Origin of the sequence: Halomonas sp., assembly GCF_031581305.1 — a bacterium.
Classification (GTDB): Bacteria; Pseudomonadota; Gammaproteobacteria; order Pseudomonadales; family Halomonadaceae; genus Halomonas.
On the sequence record NZ_JAVLBC010000070.1, the window covers coordinates 1 to 2,022 of the forward strand.

Genomic DNA, 2,022 nt, shown 5'->3' on the forward strand with positions numbered 1-2,022 from the left:
CCGGCGATACCAAGCCCGAGGGTGAGCAGCAGGGGGTAAAGAAGGGACTTCCTGGTCATGGGGATCACTCGCTTGTACCGAAGAGTTGTTCGTCGATCAGGTCACACAGGCAGTGGATCGCTAGCAGGTGGACTTCCTGAATGCGTGCCGTGGATGTCGCCGGCACGCGGATCTCGCAGTCGTCCTGACCCAGCAGGGAGGCCATATCGCCGCCGTCCCGTCCGGTCAGGGCCACTACCGTCATGTCACGGTCGTGGGCGGCCTGGATGGCCTGGATGACGTTGGCGGAATTGCCACTGGTGGAGATCGCCAGCAGGATGTCGCCAGGCTGACCCAGGGCGCGAATCTGCTTGGAGAAGACCTCGTTGTAGCTGTAGTCGTTGGCGATCGAGGTCAGGGTCGAGGTGTCGGTAGTCAGGGCCAGGGCCGGCAGGCTGGGGCGTTCCCGCTCGAAGCGGTTGAGCAGTTCCGAGGAGAAGTGCTGGCTGTCCCCGGCGCTGCCGCCGTTGCCGCAAGCCAGGATCTTGCCCTCATTGACCAGGCACTGGACCATCATCTGGCTGGCGACCTCGATGAAGGGCGGTAGCACCTCGCTGGCGTAGGTCTTGGTATCGATGCTGGCATTGAAATGGCCGAGAATGCGCTGCTGGAAATCCATGCGAGGTTCCTGGTCCTTTTCGCAGTTGGGCTTGACCGGTCAAAACGCTTCGAAGGCATTCGTCACCCACTCGACCTCGAGGTCGGGCAGGGTGCCGGTGACGGCCAGCACATCGAAGCGGCAGGGACATGATAGCCCGTTGCGCTGGAGATAAAAACGCGCCGCCCGGATCAGGCGGCGCTGCTTGGTGGCGGTGATGGTTTCCAGCGGATGCCCATGGCGGCTATCGGCACGGTGGCGGACCTCGACGAACACCAGCACTTCACCATCGCGCATCACGAGGTCGATCTCGCCGCCCTTGGCATGCTGGTTGCTGGCCTCCAGGGCAAGCCCGTGTGCCGTCAGCCAACGTGCCGCGTGCTGCTCGATGGCGCCACCGCGGGCGCGGGCGTCACGGGGCCCGGTCATCACTGAACACGCCAGGTATCAGCACGGGCTGGGGCACGCCATTGACGAAGCGTGCCCAGGGCAGGCGGCGCTGGATCCGGCCATCGTCGTCGGGACTCAGGGTACCGGTGGCGCCGAACAGCTCGCTGCCGCTGATGGCCTGCAGCTGCGGCAAGCGCCGGGCCAGCTCGTAGGCATCCACGCCCATGGCCATCAGCCGGAACATGGCAGGGTCGGACTCCTCGCGTAGCCGGCGATAGCTGTCGAGGTAGGGCAGGGCCTCGACGCCGCCCACGGCCGCATCGGGAATCTGCCAGGGGATATCGGCGAACAGCACGTCATCCAGGTCGTGATCCAGGCGGGGCTGCAGGCGGCCCTCGAAGAGATGGGAGGTGGCGTAGATCGGCAGGTCGCCGCTGTCATAGTAGTCCAGGGTGGGCGGAACCTGGCGGGCGTAGTCCGGCAGGGCCAGCAGGAACAGCATGTCCGGCTGGGGGTTGGTCACGGCTCGCCGTGCACTCTCGGTGGCCGAGGTCTCGGGGTTGTAGCGGACCGCATTGGCAACCTCGCCCCCCCGGTCGCGCCAGCCGTTCCAGAAGGCCTCGCCGACGCGGCGTCCCCAGTCGTTGTCCGGGACCAGCAGCGAAGCCAAGCGGTGGCCATCGACCCAGGCACGTTGGGCGGCCTGGCGGGCCTCATCTTCGGCGGACAGGCCGTATTGGAAGAGCCCCAGGGCCCGGTTGCGCTCACCGCGGCCATAGTTGAGTGCCAGGGTCGGCAGCGGCACCCGTTCACGCTGCTCGAGCCTGCTGACCGCATCCTTGTCCAGCGGGCCGATCACCACCTGGGCGCCGCGCTGGGTGGCCTCTCGGTAGAGCGCCTCCAGGTTACCGTGACTGCTGTCGAGAAAGGTCAGGCGGGCACCGTTGTTGACGCCCTCGAGGTGGTGGGTGCGGATTCCCTCGCGGATTGCCTCC

The 2,022-nt window shown here is 66.4% G+C and carries 3 protein-coding genes; all 3 read right to left on the reverse strand.

Annotation, left to right across the window (positions count from 1 at the left end; translation table 11 throughout):
* Positions 1–64: 64 nt before the first annotated feature.
* Positions 65–658 carry a phosphoheptose isomerase gene (locus RI841_RS07685; RefSeq protein ID WP_106229168.1) on the reverse strand — a complete coding sequence of 198 codons (594 nt, stop codon included), beginning with the start codon at positions 656–658 and terminating at the stop codon, positions 65–67.
* Between the two features lie 39 nt (positions 659–697).
* Positions 698–1,066: a YraN family protein gene (locus RI841_RS07690; protein WP_310705012.1), complete on the reverse strand. Its 369-nt coding sequence runs from the start codon at positions 1,064–1,066 to the stop codon at positions 698–700.
* On the reverse strand, positions 1,050–2,022 hold a 973-nt coding region (locus RI841_RS07695), incomplete at its 5' end, for a penicillin-binding protein activator (protein ID WP_310705013.1). The genes RI841_RS07690 and RI841_RS07695, both read right to left, overlap by 17 nt.

What these genes read in the sequence shown, in the direction of transcription:
- RI841_RS07685 (WP_106229168.1), bottom strand. Translation starts at nt 658, where the DNA reads ATGGATTTCCAGCAGCGCATTCTCGGCCATTTCAATGCCAGCATCGAT.
- RI841_RS07690 (WP_310705012.1), bottom strand. Translation starts at nt 1,066, where the DNA reads ATGACCGGGCCCCGTGACGCCCGCGCCCGCGGTGGCGCCATCGAGCAG.